We start from the raw sequence: 15689 nt of genomic DNA on the forward strand, positions 1-15689 counted from the left end.
GGCCCCCACGGATCGGTGCGTCCCGCCGCACCCGTGTCAGACTGGACGCGCCATGACGAGCCTCCCACTGATCTCCGTAGACCCCGACGGCCGCGGCCGTCGACCCGCGATGCCTCCCCGTCACCTCGCCGACCTGGACCTGCCGGGTCGGCAGGCACTCGTCACCGAGCTGGGCGAACCGGCGTTCCGCGCCAAACAGGTCTCCAACCACTACTTCGGCCGGCTGGTGCGCGACCCGGAGCGGATGACCGACCTGCCGGCGGCGACCCGGGAGAAGCTGGCCGGCACGCTGCTGCCCACCCTGCTCCACCCGGTGCGCGAGCTGGCCTGCGACGACGGCGCGACCCGCAAGGCGCTCTGGCGGCTGCACGACGGCTCGCTGGTGGAGAGCGTGCTGATGGGTTACCCGGACCGGGTGACCGTCTGCATCTCCAGCCAGGCCGGCTGCGGCATGGCCTGCCCGTTCTGCGCCACCGGTCAGGCCGGGCTGACCCGCAACCTCTCCACCGCGGAGATCGTCGACCAGGCGGTCTACCTGGCCGGGGTGGCGGCCTCCGGGGCGGTGGCCGGCTCACCGCCGCGGCTGTCGCACGTGGTGTTCATGGGCATGGGGGAGCCGCTGGCCAACTACGCCCGGGTGATCGCGGCGATCCGCCGGCTGGTCGCGCCGGCGCCGGAGGGGCTCGGCCTGTCCCAACGGCACATCACCGTTTCCACGGTCGGGCTGGTCCCGGCCATCCGCCGACTGGCCAGCGAAGACCTCTCGGTGACCCTTGCGTTGTCGCTGCACGCCCCCGATGATGAGCTGCGCGACGAACTCGTCCCGGTCAACCAGCGCTGGAAGGTGTCCGAGGTGCTGGACGCGGCGTGGGACTACGCGGCCACGACGGGGCGTCGCGTGTCCATCGAGTACGCGATGATCAAGGACGTGAACGACCAGCCGTGGAGAGCCGATCTGCTCGGGCGGCTGCTGGCCGGCAAGCTGGCCCACGTGAACCTGATCCCGCTCAACCCGACCCCGGGCAGCCGCTGGGACGCCAGCCCGAAGCCGGTCGAGCGGGAGTTCGTCCGGCGGTTGCGCGACGCCGGGGTGTCCACCACGGTGCGGGACACCCGGGGGCGCGAGATCGACGGGGCGTGTGGGCAGCTCGCCGCGGCCGAGGAAACGGACAGCGACCCCCGCGCGGCAACGGCGTAGCGGTACGAGACCAGGAGACATAGTGGCGAGTCAGGGTCAGCGTTTCCGGCGGAAGGCGCTCCGTCGGGGATACAAGGTCGACGAGGTGGACGCCTTCCTGGACCGGGTCGAGGCGACCCTCGACGGCCAGCCGGTCGGCGCGCCCGTCGCCTCCCAGGAGGTCCACGACGTCGTCTTCCGGGTCCGCTTCAACGGCTACGACGAGTGGCAGGTCGACCTGCACCTCGACCGGGTCGAGCGGCAGCTCGCCGAGCTGGAGGAGCGCTCCGGCGCGGCCGGCGGGCGGGGTGGCGATCCCCGGATGGCCGACCGGCTCGGCCCGCCGATGCGCGACGACCGCGGCCTGTCCCCGGTGCCCCAGCCGCCGATGCCGCCCCGGCAGATGCCGGCCCAGGCCGGCCCGCCGGTCGACCGCTACGGCAACCGCTACGACGAGCCGACCGGCGCGTTCGCCGGCGGGTACGACGGTCCGCGCGGCGGCTACGACGCGCCTCGCGGCCCGGCCGGTCCGGGCCCGATGGGCCCGGGTGCCCCGATCGGGCACGGCGGCCCGCCGCCGCGCAGCCTGCCGCCCGGTCCGGGCGGTTACGGTCCGCCGGACGCCGGCCCGGGTGGTTACGGCCCGCCGGACCCGACCCCGGGCGGTGGCTACGGCCCGGAGCCCGGCCAGGGTGGGTACGGCGGCCCGGGCGACCGCTTCGACGGCTTCGAGGCCGGCCGGCACGGTCGTGCCGACATGACCGCGGAGATCCGGATGCCCGAGCGTGAGCTGCGTGAGCTGCGCGGGCGCGGTCCGGCCGGCCCGCCGGCGCTGCCGCAGCAGGGTTACGGCCCGCCGGATCAGGGTTACGGCCCGCCCGACCAGGGCTACGGCGGTGGCCCGTCGATGACCGGTCCGCCGCTCGTCGGTCCGCCGGCCGCCGGCCCGCCGATGGTGGGGCCGCCGATGGCCGGCCCGCCCGGCAGCGACCTGCACCGGGTCGACCAGATCCGGCGCAGCTTCCAGGTCCGCCGGTTCGGCAGCGGGTACGACCCGGACCAGGTCGACCGCTTCTTCGAGACGCTGCTCGGCGGCATGCAGGGGCGCAACGCGATGCCGGTGAACCCGAAGGACCTCGACACGCTGCGCTTCGGGCTGGTGCCCGGCGGCTACTTCGAGGCGGAGGTCGACGCCGCGCTCAAGGACGTCCAGGACATCCTGCTCGGCCGCTGACCCGCCCACGACGGCGAAAGGGCCCGCCCCCGGCCGGGGGCGGGCCCTTTGCGTACCGCTGGCGCCGTGCGTCAGGACCGCAGGCCGTTGCGGCGCAGCACGGCGTCGCCGATGACGATGGCGAGCAGCAGCGCGGCGATCCCGAACAGCCAGATGTGCTCCACCCGGCCCTGCTCGGTGCCGCAGAGCGCCATCAACACCAGGGCCACCGCCGACACCACCGCACCGATCCGCCCGGACTTGCGGTGCCCCGGCTTGTGCTGATCTGGCGCGGTTACCGGCTCGTCTCCTGCCACTGTCGGTCCTTCCCTCGCGATCGGATCTCCGGCTAGTCTGGCACGCCCCGTGGCGGGCCCGGCGCAGGGTCCGGCCGGAGGGGGCGTGGATGACCCGCGCGGGCGACGCGGGCCGGCGCGCGGAGCGGGTAGCCCGGCCCGGGCCGTTGGGCCTGTCCCGGCCGGGCCGACGGGCACTACGGGCGTCGCGGGACGGCGGCCACACTGTCTCCGGTAGCGTCGGGGCGTACGCCTGATGCCTTTTTCGAGGGGGACTACGGTGCGAGTGACCGGTACGGGCCACGCCAGCATGCGGATCGACACGCCCGCGGGCAGCATCCTGTGCGACCCGTGGGTCAACCCCGCCTACTTCGCGTCCTGGTTCCCCTTCCCGGACAACTCCCAGCTCGACTGGGCGACACTGGGTCAGGTCGACTACCTGTACGTGTCGCACCTGCACCGGGACCACTTCGACGCCGCGCACCTGCGTGACGTGATCTCGAAGGACGCGACGGTCCTGCTGCCCGAGTTCCCCACCTCCGAGATGGAGGACGAGCTGCGGGAGCTGGGCTTCACCAAGTTCCTGAAGGCCCCGAACGAGCAGGTCGTGGAGCTGCCCGGCGGGCTGAAGATCATGATCCAGGCGTTGACCAGCCCGACCGACGGCCCGATCGGCGACTCGTCGCTGTGGGTGGAGTACGACGGCGTCCGCCTGCTCAACCAGAACGACGCCCGGCCCACCGACCTGACCGTCTTCGCCGAGCTGGGCCACGTGCACGCGCACATGCTGCAGTTCTCCGGCGCGATCTGGTACCCGATGGTCTACGAGCTGCCGCAGTCGGCGAAGACCGCGTTCGGCAAGCAGAAGCGGGACCGGCAGTTCGACCGCACCTGGCGCTACATCGACGACCTGAAGGCCGACAACGTCTTCCCGATCGCCGGCCCGCCGTGCTTCCTCGACGACGAGTTGTGGCAGTTCAACGACATCTTCGGCGACGAGGGCAACATCTTCCCCGACCAGTCGGTCTTCCTGTCCGAGTACGCGAAGGTCGGCGGCACCAACGGCATCGTGCTGCTGCCGGGCAGCGTCGCCGAGGTCACCACCGAGGGCACGACCACCACCCACCCGGTGCCGGTCGAGGAGTTCTTCGCGAACAAGGTCGCCCACCTGGAGGAGATGCGCGAGCGCAAGCGCCCGATCATCGAGGCGGAGAAGGCGTCCTGGCGGCACCCCGAGATCGACGTGCTGGGCGAGATGAAGCGGCGGATCGAGCCGCTGCTCGACGAGTCGATCTACCTGGCCAAGGGCGTCGGCGGTCCGGTCCGCTTCGACCTGGTGGGCTACGACGGCGTCGACGTCGAATCCATCGTGGTGGACTTCCCCGGCAAGGAGGTCCGGCCGTACGCGGACGAGAAGGTCCGCTACCGGTTCCGCACCGAGCGGGCGCTGATCGAGCACCTGCTGCACATCGGCGAGGTCGACTGGGTCAACTCGCTCTTCCTCTCCTGCCGGTTCTCCGCGGCCCGCATCGGCCAGTACAACGAGTTCGTCTACGCGTTCTTCAAGTGCCTCTCCGAGGAGCGCCTCCAGTACGCCGAGGGCTGGTACGACGAGCACGAGCGGGCGGTCGACGCCGAGGACATCACGCTCGACGGCTGGGTGGTGCAGCGACGCTGCCCGCACCTGAAGGCGGACCTGAGCCGGTTCGGCATCGTCGACGGCGACCAGCTCACCTGCCAGTTGCACGGCTGGAAGTTCGACCTGGCCAGCGGCCGTTGCCTGACCAGCGTCGGGCACAAGATCCGCGCCCACCGGGCCGACGAGGAGACTCCGGCGCCGGCCGGGGACGCACTCATCTGACGCTTTCGCCCCGCCCGCCGCCCCCGGCACGCGACCATCACTGGTGAGGGGGCGGCGTGACGGGTGCGGACAGGGAGCCGGAGTACCGGTTCGGGCGCAGCAGCGAGATGGCGCGGGACGCCTCCCGGGTGGAGGCGTTCAGCGACGCCGTGATCGCCATCGTGCTCACGCTGATGGCCGTCGAACTGCTCCAGTTCGGCCCGGACGCGCCGGACGACCATGGGCTGCCGGCCGCGCTGGCGCACGAGTGGCGGGCCTACCTGGCGTACGTCATCACGTTCGCGGTGGTGGGTCAGGTCTGGTTGACCCACCACAACATGTGGCGGTACGTCTGTCGGGTCGACCAGATGCTGCTGGTGCTGAACCTGCTGCTGCTGATGTTCGTGGCGGCCATCCCGTTCACCGCGAACCTGCTCGCGGACAACCTGCGCGGCACGCCCGGCGACCAGCGGTTGACCGCCGCGCTCTACGTCGGCACGGTGCTCGGTGAGGCGCTCTTCTTCAACCTGAGCTGGTGGTGGGCGCGCAGGCGCGGCCTGCTGCACCCGGATCTCGACCCGCGCCTGGCCCGGGCGGTGGCCCGCCGGTTCCGGCTCGGTCCGCTGCTCTACCTGGTCGCGTTCGCGGTGGTGTTCGTGGACCCGGTCCTCAGCCTGCTGGCGTACCTGCTGCTGGTCGGCCTCTACGTCATCCGCGGCCCCGGCGATCTCCCCCGCGCCGGCCAGGAGGCCGCCTCGTCGTGAGGTGTCAACAGGGGGCCCCTGCTCTACCGGAGGCGTTAACCGGGGGCCCCTCCTTACATCTCGGCGAGGATGCGGCGGGCGGCGTTGTGGCCGGCGGCGCCGATCACGCTGCCCGCCGGGTGGCAGCCGGCGCTGCCGGCGTAGACGCCGTCCACGCCGGTGGCGTACGGCATCCGGTCGGTGAACGAGACCGTGTTGTCGACGTGGTGGATGTGCCCGCCGGTGATGCCGAAGTGGGCCTCGATGCCGGGCGGGGGCAACGGCACCGCGTCCGCGATCAGGTCGCCGGTGCCCGGCGCGTACCGCTCGCAGATCGCGACCAGCTTCTCCACGTAGCCGGGCAGCGCCGCGTCCCAGGTGGTGCCGGCCAGCTCGTAGGGGACCGACTGGACGAACAGCGCCGACGAGTGGTGCCCGGCGGGGTCGTGCAGCGACGGGTCGACGGTGGTGTGCAGGTACCACTCGACGGTCGGCTCGTCCGGCAGCCGCCCGGCCCGCACGTCGGCCCACATGCCGCGCAGCGCGGCCATCGGCGACGCGCCGCCGGCGCCGACCAGCGAGTCGGAGCCGGGCAGCAGGTGGATGGTCGAGCCGAACGGGCTCGGCGCGTCGGCCGGCAGGCAGGAGAAGCGGGGCAGCCCGGTGAGCGCCAGGTTGAGCTTGAGTGTGGTGCCGGGCCGGCGGACCGCCGTCATCCGCGCGCCCAGCTCCGCCGGGAGCGCGCCGTCGGGCAGCAGCTCCATCAGCCGGTACGGGTCGCAGGCGCCCAACACCACCCGGGCGGCCACCTCGCGACCGTCGGCCAGCACCACGCCCGACGCGGCGCCGGAGTCGAGCGTGATCGCGGTGACCGGGGCGCCGGTGACGATGCGGGCGCCGGCGGCCCGGGCGGCGTCGGCGAAGGTACGCGACACCGTGCCCATCCCGCCCTCGGCGATCATCCAGGTGCCGTCCGCGCCGGGCAGCCGGCACATGTTGTGCACCAGGAAGTTGTGCCCGGTGCCCGGGTCGTCCGGCCCGGCGTTGAGCCCGGACAGGCCGTCGGTCACCGCGTACATGCTGACCAGCAGCTCGGAGCGGAAGTCGAAGCGGGCCAGGTGGTCGGCGACCGAGCCGCGCACCAGGTCGACGAAGACCTGCCGCAGGGCCGGCCGGACGTAGCGCTCGGCGGTCTCCTCCACCGGCAGCGGCTCGGCCAGCCAGGCCGGCGCCAGGTCGTCGCGGAGCTGGGCCAGCTCGGCCTGGAGCGCGTCGTCGGCGGCCACGTCGGCCGCCGAGAACATGTCGGTGAGCTGCCGCCGGGTGGCTGCGGTGTCGCGGCCGAAGAGGAGGTACGGCGAGCCGGGCCCGCCCGGCGTGGGCAGGAAGTAGTGCGGGTCGCGGCGCACCACCGGGATGGTCACGTCGAGCGTGGCGAGCAGCTCCGGCGGCATCAGCCCGAGCAGGTACGACCCGGTGGAGTGGCGCAGCCCGGGCACCTTCGGGAACGGGTTCTCGGTGCGGGTCGCCCCGCCGATCACGTCGGCGGCCTCCAGCACCAGCACGTCGAGGCCGGCGCGGGCCAGCAGGATCGCCGAGACCAGGCCGTTGTGCCCGGAGCCGACCACGACGACGTCGGCGCGTGCCGGCAGCTCACTCGATTCGCTCATGCCCGCGCAGCCTACTGGCGGGCGGACCGTGGCGGGAGGGTTCGCGGCGGGCCGCTACCGTGGCCGGCATGCCCGAGGCTGTCCAGTTCGCGCTCCTGGTCGTGCTCGTCGTCCTGCTGCTGCTCGTGTTCGTGCTCCGGCGGGCCGGCGGCCGTCCCCGGGACCTGGTCGCCCCGGACCCGGCCACCGGCGGTGGGCAGGGGGAGGTGCTCCGGCTGGCCCGCGCGGGGCGCACGGTCGAGGCGGTCAAGCTGCTCCGCGAGCAGACCGGCCTGCCGCTGCTGGAGGCGAAGCAGGCGGTCGACGCGTTGCGGGCAGGCGGCACACTGCCGGCCCGATCCGGTGACCTGGCCGCGCCCGGCGTCGACGACGGGGTGCGCGCCGAGGCGACCCGGCTCGTGCGCGCCGGGAAGAAGATCCACGCGGTCAAGCTGGTACGGGAGCACACGAGGTGGTCGCTGGCGGACGCGAAGCGGTACGTGGATCGGCTCTGACGTCACCGCGCGTTCACCACGCAGCGGCAGCGGTCGATGCCGAACGAGGGCTACGGTCGACGCAGCGCCAACCGCCACCCCGGGAGGTCAACCGATGGACCGTCGTACCGTCCTGCGCGCCGTCTCCGTCGCCGGGGGCACCGCCTTCGCCGGCAGTCTCTGGGCCGACGCCGCCGCGCCGGCCGCGCCCGCCCAGCCCGGTCCCGGCCCCTACGGTGACCTGCTGGCCGCCGACGCCAACGGCCTCCAGTTGCCCGCCGGCTTCACCGGCCGGGTGGTCGCCCGGTCCGGCCAGCGGGTGCCCGGCACCTCGTACGTCTGGCACTGGGCGCCCGACGGCGGCGCCTGTTTCCCGGCCGGCGACGGCTGGATCTACGTCTCCAACTCGGAGGTCCCGCTGGTCGGCGGCGCCTCGGCGATGCGCTTCGCGGCCGACGGCTCGGTCGCGGCCGCCTACCGGATCCTGAGCGGCACCAGCACCAACTGCGCCGGCGGGCCCACCCCGTGGGGGACGTGGCTCTCCTGCGAGGAGGTGCCGCTGGGTCGGGTCTTCGAGACCTGGCCGGCCGGCGGCCGGTCCGGCGAGGAGCGGACCCGGATGGGCCGCTTCAAGCACGAGGCGGCGGCCTGCGACCCGGTCCGGCAGGTGGTCTACCTGACCGAGGACGAGCCGGACGGCTGCTTCTACCGCTTCGTCCCGGACACCTGGGGCGACCTGCGCACCGGCCGGGTGCAGGTGCTCTGCGCCCGGGACGGCCAGGTGACCGGGGCGGTGACCTGGCAGGACCTGCCCGATCGGGACGGCTTCCCGGTGCCGACCCGTTTCCAGGTGCGCGGGGCGCAGTCGTTCGACGGTGGGGAGGGCTGCTGGTACGCCGACGACACCTGCTGGTTCACCACCAAGGGCGACAACCGGGTGTGGGCGTACGACGCGGTGGGGCAGCGCCTCGACCTCGCGTACGACGACTCGCTGGTGGAGGCCGGCGCGGCGCCGTTGACCGGGGTGGACAACATCACCGGCACCGCGGGCGGTGACCTCTACGTGGCCGAGGACGGCGGCGACATGGAGATCAACATGATCACGCCGGCCGGGGTGGTGACGCCGTTCGCGCGGCTGCTCGGGCAGCCGGCCTCGGAGATCACCGGCCCGGCGTTCTCGCCGGACGGCAGCCGGCTCTACTTCTCCTCCCAGCGCGGCGTCAGCGGCGCCAAGGCCGGCAGCGGCGGCATCACGTACGAGGTTCGCGGCCCGTTCCGGCGCTGACCCTATCCGGGGCGGGCCGCCAGGCGGGCGGCCCGCCACCGGCCCAGCGCCAGCGTGGCCGAGTAACCGGCCAGCACGATCACGTGGAACAGGTAGAGCCAGAGCAGCACGGCCACCCCGCCGCCGATCTCGTCGAACCCGCCGAACGGCACGCCCAGCTTCAGCGGCAGCGAGCAGAACAGCACGAAGCCGTGCAGGAAGCCGGAGAGGTTCGCGGCGGTGAACGAGCCCATGCCGAGCGTGGCGAGCCAGTCCGGGGAGGCCGGGCCGACCACCCGGAACACCCACACCAGCACCGGCGTGAGCACCAGCCAGACCGCCAGGAACGACAGCACCACGCCGAGCGCGCCGATCCAGCCGCCCTGCCGCACCAGCCGGGTGGTCAGCGGCAGCGCCAGCAGGATCGACAGCAGCAGCGCCGGGGCCGGCGCGAGCAGCGGGAGCAGCAGCAGCCGGCCGCGCCAGCCGACCAGCGCGCCGGACTCGGCGCGCGGCTCGGCCACCGAGACGAACGCCCGGCGCAGTCCCTCGCCGTAGAGCGAGGCCGGCAGCAGCGAGGCGAGGGCCAGCAGCGGGGTCAGCCCCAACCCGGCCTCGACGAGCGCGGCCACCGCCCGGTCCGCGCCGATCTCGGTGGGCAGCGTCTCGATGGCGTACGAGGTGAGCCGGCGCACCCGGTCGGCGCCGGCGAGCAGCCCGGTGAGCCAGATCGCCAGCAGCGCCACCGGCACCACGGCGACCGCTCCGTAGAAAGTGATCGCGGCGGCGTGCAGCGAGAGGTCCCGCCCCCGGACCGGCCGGAACGCCGCCGAGGTGATCCGCTTCGTGCGTTGCCAGCCGTCGCCCATCGCCCCCTCGTTCCCTGTGCGCTGCCCGGCCACGCATTACGATCCGGCGTCATGATGATTGTCTCGACCGAGCGGCTCGTCGTCCGGGACTGGACCGAGTCACCCGACGACCTCGCCCGGGTCTACGACATCTACTCCCGCGAGGAGGTCATGCGCTGGCTGGGCGGCGGCAAGGGGCGGCTGACCGATCCGGCGGAGGCGGTGGAGCGGGTGCGGTCCTGGCGCGAGCGCAACGCCCCGTACGACGGTCGGTGGGGCCTGTGGGCGATCGAGCCCCGCGCGGCGGTCTGCGCGGCCGGCAGCGTGCTGCTGAAGCCGTTGCCGGGCCGGGACGGCGTCACCCCGACCGACGACATCGAGGTCGGCTGGCACCTGCACCCCGACGCCCAGGGCCACGGCTACGCCACCGAGGCGGCCCGGGCGGTGCTGGAGCGGGAGTTCACCACCGGGACTCCCCGGGTGTTCGCGGTGGTGATGGCCGGCAACGAGCCGTCCGTCGCGGTGGCCCGGCGACTCGGGATGACCCCCGTCGGGGTCCGGACCGACTGGTACGGCGGCGCCGAGCTGGAGACGTTCGTCCTGGATCGCCCCGTCTAGCTCGTTGGCGCTTTGCCGTCGGCCTCCCTACGGTGGTGGGGACACGGGGAGGTGCGCTTTGGTCGACGGCGGCGATGCGGCGCGCTGGCTGCACCTCAACGCGCCCCGTGGCGGGCCGGACGAGCTGTCGCTCCTGGTGAGCCGGGCCGCGCCGGCCGTCGGCGCCACCGAGATCGTGATCTACCTCGCCGACTACACGCAGTCTTCACTCGTACCCCTGGTCGGCCCCGGCCCGCCCCGGGCCGAGCTGACCATCGAGACGACCCTGGCCGGCCGGGCGTTCACCAGCCTCCAGGTGCAGCGCGCTCCCGACCACCCGGATCGGCTCTGGGTGCCCCTGCTGCTCGGGTGTGAACGGTTGGGGGTGCTGGAGATCGTGTCGCCGGCCGCCGGCGACCCCGCGCTGGACCGGCCGGCCTGGGAGGTGGCGGTCGCCGTCGCCCAGCTCCTGGTGAACCGCCGGCTCTACGGCGACGTCGTGGAACGGGTCCGCCGCCGCCTTCCGATGCAGGTCGCCGCCGAGATCGTGTGGGGGCTGCTGCCGCCGTTGACGTTCGCGACCGACGAGCTGGTGATCACCGCGATCCTCGAACCCTGCTACGACGTCGGCGGGGACGTCTTCGACTACGCGCTCAACGGCGACGTGCTCAGCGTCGGGCTCTTCGACACCTGTGGGCACGGCATCAAGGCGAGCGCGTTGGCCTCGCTCGTGGTCAGCGCCTACCGCAACGCCCGACGCACCGGCCTGGACCTGGTCGACACGGCGATCAGCATCGACAGGTGGGTGCGCTCCGAGCACCCCGGCACGTTCGCGACCGCGTTGCTCGCCGAGCTCGACCGGCGGACCGGCCTGCTCAGGATCATCAACGCGGGCCACCCCGGCGCCATGCTGCTGCGCGACGGCAGGGCGGTCCGGGCGCTGCCGGGGCCGACCGCGCTGCCGCTCGGGTTGGGCAACCTGTCGGCGAGGCGTCCGCGGGTGCACGAGGAGGGCCTGCACCCGGGCGATCGCATCCTCGCCTACACCGACGGCATCACCGACGCGCGCAGCGACGACGGGGAACGGTTCGGGCTGGACCGGCTGGTCGACTTCGTCGAGCGGGCCCTGAACGACCAGTTGCCCAGCCCGGAGACGATGCGCCGGCTGGTACGCGCGGTCCTCGCCCACCAGCAGGACGAACTCGACGACGACGCCACCGCGCTGTTCCTGGAGTGGCAGCCGCCGCACCTGCCGTTGGCGCACCTGGAGCACCTCACCGTGCCCCACGGGACGATCGCGTCCACGTAGCCGCCGTCGACCCGGACCGCCGCACCGGTGGTCGCGGGGGCGAGCGGGGAGGCGAGGTACGTCACCATGGTGGCGATCTCCTCCGGCTCGATCGGCCGCTGGAGCAGCGACTGCGAGTCGGCCCGTTTTCTCGCCGATCTCTACCGCGCGCGGCGCGATGGCGTCATCTCCTGAGCAGGCCACGACGGACCACGTGTGCGAGCCGGGCTGAGCGGGACAGCGCCGCTAGGGTGGGTGGTAGCACGATTACCCGCTGAGGGGGTGAGCCCGATGGCCCAGGCCGCATTCGCGCCCGAGCCGGCACCGCAGCCCGCCGAGCCGTCGTTCGACGTGCTCCGCTGGCGTGACGAGCCGTGGACCGCGCAGCTCGCTCTCGATCTCCTACCGGAGACCAATGGCCCGAAGGTCGAGGTCCTGAGCGGAAGCGTGATCGTGACACCACATGCCGGCTATGACCACCAGGACGCCGAACTCGACCTGGCCTACCTGCTGAAGCAGGCCGCCCGACGCGCCAAGCTCTGGCTCTACCTGGAGAGCAACGTCGTCTCGGATAATGACCTGTTCATCCCAGACATCGTCATCCTCGACGTTCCCGGGGGCGGACGAACGACGATGGACATTCGTCATGCGGTTCTGCTCGGCGAGATCGTCTCCCCGGGTAACCGTCGGAAGGACGTGATCGACCGGCCACGGGAGTACGCCGCCGTCGGCGTGCCGTACTTCCTCCGGGTCGACCTGCGGAACCGGGTGCCCACCATCGCCCTGTTCGAGCTGGTCGACGGCGACTACCGGCCGTTGGCCGCGGCGGCGGCGGGCACTCCCTTCGTGATGCGGCAGCCGTTCGAGTTCACCGTCGACCCGGGCGACCTGCTCGGCGAGGAGGCACCGGAACAGGCCGGGTGAGGCGTCGGGCGGGGCTGGGGAACAATGGGCGGGTGACCACTCCCCGAGATCTCGTGCTGCTCGGCTCGACAGGTTCCATCGGCACCCAGGCCATCGACATCGTCAAGCGCAACCCGGACCGGTTCCGGGTGGTCGCCCTCGGCGCCGGCGGCGGCAACGTGGAGCTGCTCGCCGCGCAGGCGCTGGAGCTGGGCGTGGACGCGGTCGGCGTGGCCCGGGCGTCCGCCGCGCAGGACCTCCAGCTCGCGTTCTACGCCGAGGCGAGCCGGCGCGGCTGGGCCACCGGCGACTTCAAGCTGCCCAGGATCGTGGCCGGGCCGGACGCGATGACCGAGCTGGCGCAGTGGCCGTGCGACGTGGTGCTCAACGGTGTGGTCGGCTCGCTGGGCCTGCCGCCGACGCTGGCCGCGCTGCGCGCCGGGCGTACCCTCGCCCTGGCCAACAAGGAGTCGCTGGTGGCCGGCGGCCCGTTGGTCAAGGCCGCGGTGACCCGACCGGGGCAGATCGTTCCCGTTGATTCCGAGCACTCGGCGTTGGCGCAGTGCCTGCGCGGGGGCACCCGGGGCGAGGTGCGCCGGCTCGTGGTCACCGCCAGCGGCGGCCCGTTCCGGGGCCGGCGGCGCGACGAGTTGACCGCTGTCACACCGGAGCAGGCCCTCGCCCACCCGACCTGGAACATGGGCCCGGTCGTCACGATCAACTCCGCCACCATGGTCAACAAGGCGCTGGAGGTGATCGAGGCGCACGAGCTGTTCGACGTGCCCTACGCCGACATCGAGGTGATGGTGCACCCGCAGTCGGTGATCCACTCGATGGTCGAGTTCGTCGACGGCTCCACCCTCGCCCAGGCCAGCCCGCCGGACATGCGGCTACCCATCGCGCTCGGCATCGGCTGGCCGGACCGGGTGCCCGAGGCGGCCGCCGCGGTCGACTGGACCACGGCCCACACCTGGGAGTTCGCGCCGCTCGACGACGCCGCGTTCCCGGCCGTGGCGCTGGCCAAGGCGGCCGGCGAGGCGGGGCGCTGCCGCCCGGCGATCTACAACGCGGCGAACGAGGAGTGCGTGGCCGCGTTCGTGGCGGACCGGCTGCCGTTCCTCGGCATCGTCGACACCCTCCAGCGGGTGCTGGACGACGCTCCCGACTTCGACGAACCAGGTACCGTCGAGGACGTGCTCGCCGCCGAGTCGTGGGCACGGGCGCACGCCCAGGAGATCATCGTCGGGTCGGTGGAAGGAGCTCGATGAGCTATCTGCTCGGGGTGGTGCTGTTCGCCCTGGCGATCCTCATCTCGGTGAGCCTGCACGAGGCGGGGCACATGATGACCGCCAAGGCGTTCGGGATGAAGGTCACCCGCTACTTCGTCGGCTTCGGCCCGACGCTCTGGTCGTTCAAGCGCGGCGAGACGGAATACGGCGTCAAGGGCATCCCGCTCGGCGGATTCTGCAAGATCGTCGGGATGACCCCGCAGGACGACGACGTCGAGCCGGGCGACGAGAAGCGCGCCATGTGGCGCTACCCGGTGTGGAAGCGGACGATCGTGATGTCCGCCGGCTCCGCGATGCACTTCGCCATCGCGCTGGTGGCGCTCTGGATCATCGCGGTCAGCGCCGGCCTGCCGAACCCGAAGTTCCCCACCACCGAGGCCGGCTTCCGGGCCGAGCCGGCGGTGATCGCGCTCACCCCGTGCGTGGTGGTGGAGAACGCGGCCCGCGCCTGCACCTCCTCCGACCCGGCCAGCCCGGCCGGCACGGCCCAGCTCAAGGACGGCGACCGGATCACCGCGGTGAACGGCCGGCCGGTCTCCACCTGGGGCGACATGCTCGACGTGGTCCGCGGCACGAAGCCCGGCCCGGCCACCGTCTCCTACCTGCGCGACGGCACCCCGGCCACGGCCACCGTCGACCTGGCCTCGGTGCAGCGCCCGCCGCTGGACGACCCGAAGGGCGCCACCTCGGCGGTCTCCGCGCTCGGCGTGGCGCTCCAGCCCAGCACCCCGACCCGGGTGGAGTACGGCCCGGTCGCCGCGTTCGGCGCCACCGCCGACTTCACCGGCAACATGGCGGTGCAGACGGCGCACGCCATGCAGCGCATCCCGCAGAAGGTGCCGGCGCTGTGGAACGCGATCACCGGCGCGGAGCGCGACGTGGACACCCCGATCAGCGTGGTCGGCGCCAGCCGGCTCGGCGGCGAGGCCGTGGAGAACAACGCCTGGCTGGTGTTCTTCATGCTCTTCGTGTCGCTCAACTTCTTCATCGGCGTGTTCAACCTGCTGCCGCTGCTGCCCCTGGACGGCGGTCACATCGCCATCGCCTGGTTCGAGCGCGCCCGGTCCTGGCTCTACTCCAAGATCGGCCGCACCGACCCGGGGCGCGTCGACTATCTCAAGCTCATGCCCCTCACGTACGCGGTGATCCTGGTCGGTGGCGTGTTCACGCTGCTCACCGTCACCGCGGACGTGGTCAACCCGATCACGCTCTTCTCAAGGTGAGTGCCTGAAGTGACCGCTGTCAGTCTCGGTATGCCCCCCGTACCGCCGCCGCCGTTGGCCCCGCGTCGGGCGAGTCGTCAGATCATGGTCGGCTCGGTGCCGGTCGGTGGTGGTGCGCCGGTGTCGGTGCAGTCCATGACCACGACCCTGACTTCCGATGTGAACGCCACGCTTCAGCAGATCGCGGAGTTGACCGCGTCGGGTTGCCAGATCGTGCGGGTGGCGGTGCCGTCGCAGGACGATGTGGAGGCGTTGCCGGCGATCGCGCGTAAGTCGCAGATCCCGGTGATCGCGGACATTCATTTCCAGCCGAAGTACGTGTTCGCCGCGATCGACGCGGGTTGCGCGGCGGTGCGGGTGAACCCGGGCAACATCCGGCAGTTCGACGACAAGGTGAAGGAGATCGCGCGGGCCGCCGGGGATGCGGGGGTGCCGATCCGGATCGGGGTGAACGCCGGTTCGTTGGACAAGCGGCTGTTGGCCAAGTACGGGCGGGCCACGGCTGAGGCGTTGGTGGAGTCGGCGTTGTGGGAGTGCTCGTTGTTCGAGGAGCACGGTTTCCGCGACATCAAGATCTCGGTGAAGCACAACGACCCGGTGGTGATGATCCGCGCCTACCGGCAGCTCGCCGAGCGGTGCGACTATCCGCTGCACCTGGGTGTGACGGAGGCGGGTCCGGCGTTTCAGGGCACGATCAAGTCGGCGGTGGCGTTCGGGGCGCTGCTGGCCGAGGGGATCGGCGACACGATCCGGGTGTCGCTGTCCGCGCCGCCGGTGGAGGAGATCAAGGTCGGTAACCAGATCCTGGAGTCGCTGGGTCTGCGCGAGCGTGGCCTGGAGATCGTGTCCTGTCCGTCCTGCGGTC

General features: G+C 72.6%; 15 protein-coding genes. 12 read left to right on the forward strand and 3 right to left on the reverse strand.

What is annotated here, in order from left to right; translation table 11 throughout:
- Positions 1 to 52: 52 nt before the first annotated feature.
- Entirely contained in the window at positions 53 to 1198 is a 1146-nt protein-coding gene (gene rlmN, locus GA0070213_RS16635; RefSeq protein WP_091064283.1) for a dual-specificity RNA methyltransferase RlmN, read from the forward strand.
- A gap of 22 nt (positions 1199 to 1220) precedes the next feature.
- Positions 1221 to 2411 carry a DivIVA domain-containing protein gene (locus tag GA0070213_RS16640; RefSeq protein ID WP_091064287.1) on the forward strand — a complete coding sequence of 397 codons (1191 nt, stop codon included), beginning with the start codon at positions 1221 to 1223 and terminating at the stop codon, positions 2409 to 2411.
- Positions 2412 to 2482: 71 nt separating this feature from the next.
- Here GA0070213_RS16640 and GA0070213_RS16645 read toward each other — a convergent pair whose 3' ends face one another.
- Positions 2483 to 2707, reverse strand: a complete 225-nt coding sequence (locus GA0070213_RS16645; protein ID WP_091064291.1) for a DUF2631 domain-containing protein — start codon at positions 2705 to 2707, stop codon at positions 2483 to 2485.
- A gap of 259 nt (positions 2708 to 2966) precedes the next feature.
- On the opposite strand from GA0070213_RS16645, the gene GA0070213_RS16650 reads away from it, so the two are divergent.
- A complete protein-coding gene (locus GA0070213_RS16650) occupies positions 2967 to 4547 on the forward strand; it encodes a Rieske 2Fe-2S domain-containing protein (RefSeq protein WP_091064295.1) in 1581 nt (526 codons plus the stop codon).
- Between the two features lie 107 nt (positions 4548 to 4654).
- On the forward strand, positions 4655 to 5290 hold the full coding sequence (locus GA0070213_RS16655) for a TMEM175 family protein (protein ID WP_175441371.1): 636 nt from the start codon (positions 4655 to 4657) through the stop codon (positions 5288 to 5290).
- A gap of 53 nt (positions 5291 to 5343) precedes the next feature.
- Here GA0070213_RS16655 and GA0070213_RS16660 read toward each other — a convergent pair whose 3' ends face one another.
- On the reverse strand, positions 5344 to 6939 hold the full coding sequence (locus tag GA0070213_RS16660) for a phytoene desaturase family protein (protein WP_091064302.1): 1596 nt from the start codon (positions 6937 to 6939) through the stop codon (positions 5344 to 5346).
- Positions 6940 to 7007: 68 nt separating this feature from the next.
- Between GA0070213_RS16660 and GA0070213_RS16665 the strand changes: the two genes are divergently transcribed.
- Both GA0070213_RS16665 and GA0070213_RS16670 read left to right on the forward strand, forming a co-directional pair.
- Positions 7008 to 7433 carry a 50S ribosomal protein L7/L12 gene (locus tag GA0070213_RS16665; protein WP_091064487.1) on the forward strand — a complete coding sequence of 142 codons (426 nt, stop codon included), beginning with the start codon at positions 7008 to 7010 and terminating at the stop codon, positions 7431 to 7433.
- A gap of 94 nt (positions 7434 to 7527) precedes the next feature.
- Positions 7528 to 8697 (forward strand): alkaline phosphatase PhoX, encoded by a 1170-nt coding sequence (locus GA0070213_RS16670; RefSeq protein ID WP_091064306.1) that lies wholly within the window; start codon positions 7528 to 7530, stop codon positions 8695 to 8697.
- A gap of 2 nt (positions 8698 to 8699) precedes the next feature.
- Here GA0070213_RS16670 and GA0070213_RS16675 read toward each other — a convergent pair whose 3' ends face one another.
- Entirely contained in the window at positions 8700 to 9545 is an 846-nt protein-coding gene (locus GA0070213_RS16675; RefSeq protein ID WP_091064310.1) for a YhjD/YihY/BrkB family envelope integrity protein, read from the reverse strand.
- Between the two features lie 51 nt (positions 9546 to 9596).
- On the opposite strand from GA0070213_RS16675, the gene GA0070213_RS16680 reads away from it, so the two are divergent.
- The 6 genes from GA0070213_RS16680 to ispG all read left to right on the forward strand — a co-directional run.
- A complete protein-coding gene (locus GA0070213_RS16680) occupies positions 9597 to 10142 on the forward strand; it encodes a GNAT family N-acetyltransferase (RefSeq protein WP_091064314.1) in 546 nt (181 codons plus the stop codon).
- A 58-nt stretch (positions 10143 to 10200) separates the two neighbouring features.
- Complete coding sequence (locus GA0070213_RS16685; protein ID WP_175441362.1) at positions 10201 to 11430, forward strand: PP2C family protein-serine/threonine phosphatase; 1230 nt, start codon at positions 10201 to 10203, stop codon at positions 11428 to 11430.
- Positions 11431 to 11700: 270 nt separating this feature from the next.
- A complete protein-coding gene (locus GA0070213_RS16695; RefSeq protein WP_091064317.1) occupies positions 11701 to 12333 on the forward strand; it encodes a Uma2 family endonuclease in 633 nt (210 codons plus the stop codon).
- Positions 12334 to 12365: 32 nt separating this feature from the next.
- The gene (gene dxr / locus GA0070213_RS16700; protein ID WP_091064321.1) at positions 12366 to 13580 is read left to right on the forward strand and encodes a 1-deoxy-D-xylulose-5-phosphate reductoisomerase; all 1215 of its coding nucleotides are present in this window, start codon (positions 12366 to 12368) and stop codon (positions 13578 to 13580) included.
- On the forward strand, positions 13577 to 14824 hold the full coding sequence (locus tag GA0070213_RS16705; RefSeq protein WP_091064324.1) for a M50 family metallopeptidase: 1248 nt from the start codon (positions 13577 to 13579) through the stop codon (positions 14822 to 14824). The genes dxr and GA0070213_RS16705 overlap by 4 nt, the downstream gene beginning before the upstream one ends.
- A gap of 9 nt (positions 14825 to 14833) precedes the next feature.
- Positions 14834 to 15689: flavodoxin-dependent (E)-4-hydroxy-3-methylbut-2-enyl-diphosphate synthase (gene ispG / locus GA0070213_RS16710; protein ID WP_091064494.1), on the forward strand; the 856-nt coding region annotated here is incomplete at its 3' end.

This window comes from Micromonospora humi (assembly GCF_900090105.1).
GTDB lineage: Bacteria > Actinomycetota > Actinomycetes > Mycobacteriales > Micromonosporaceae > Micromonospora > Micromonospora humi.

Coding starts and splice junctions, on each gene's coding strand:
- rlmN (WP_091064283.1), top strand. CDS start 53: ATGACGAGCCTCCCACTGATCTCCGTAGACCCCGACGGCCGCGGCCGT.
- GA0070213_RS16655 (WP_175441371.1), top strand. CDS start 4,655: ATGGCGCGGGACGCCTCCCGGGTGGAGGCGTTCAGCGACGCCGTGATC.
- GA0070213_RS16660 (WP_091064302.1), bottom strand. CDS start 6,939: ATGAGCGAATCGAGTGAGCTGCCGGCACGCGCCGACGTCGTCGTGGTC.
- GA0070213_RS16665 (WP_091064487.1), top strand. CDS start 7,008: ATGCCCGAGGCTGTCCAGTTCGCGCTCCTGGTCGTGCTCGTCGTCCTG.
- GA0070213_RS16670 (WP_091064306.1), top strand. CDS start 7,528: ATGGACCGTCGTACCGTCCTGCGCGCCGTCTCCGTCGCCGGGGGCACC.
- GA0070213_RS16675 (WP_091064310.1), bottom strand. CDS start 9,545: ATGGGCGACGGCTGGCAACGCACGAAGCGGATCACCTCGGCGGCGTTC.
- GA0070213_RS16680 (WP_091064314.1), top strand. CDS start 9,597: ATGATGATTGTCTCGACCGAGCGGCTCGTCGTCCGGGACTGGACCGAG.
- GA0070213_RS16695 (WP_091064317.1), top strand. CDS start 11,701: ATGGCCCAGGCCGCATTCGCGCCCGAGCCGGCACCGCAGCCCGCCGAG.
- GA0070213_RS16705 (WP_091064324.1), top strand. CDS start 13,577: ATGAGCTATCTGCTCGGGGTGGTGCTGTTCGCCCTGGCGATCCTCATC.